Annotated in this window: 1 pseudogene; it reads left to right on the forward strand. The window is 48.1% G+C overall.

The window, feature by feature from the left end:
- Positions 1–291, forward strand: a pseudogene (locus E1189_RS22060) (NAD(P)H-dependent oxidoreductase); the annotation flags it as partial.

Genomic DNA, 291 nt, shown 5'->3' on the forward strand with positions numbered 1-291 from the left:
GGAAGATGTACAGGAAAAAGCACGATTCCATGCAGACCGATTATTCACTCGTATCACTACAGCCACCCACTCAGCAAACAGTGTCATCAACCAGTTTGTGAAAAAGTGGTTCAGCCAGTTTGATCTGCTGCCAGAAGACGACTCTTACTTCCTCAAGCAGCTGTCTGAAAATCTTCACATGAAAATGCCTGAGGGTGAATTCCAAGGTCATACCGGCTTCAGAGACTGGTACGCGGAGGTGCGTAAAGTCTTCAAGCCAGGTTGCGACCATCGGGTTCAGCAGGTTCAGAT

The sequence above is a fragment of the Parendozoicomonas verongulae genome (genome assembly GCF_009711465.1).
Taxonomy (GTDB): domain Bacteria; phylum Pseudomonadota; class Gammaproteobacteria; order Pseudomonadales; family Endozoicomonadaceae; genus Sansalvadorimonas; species Sansalvadorimonas verongulae.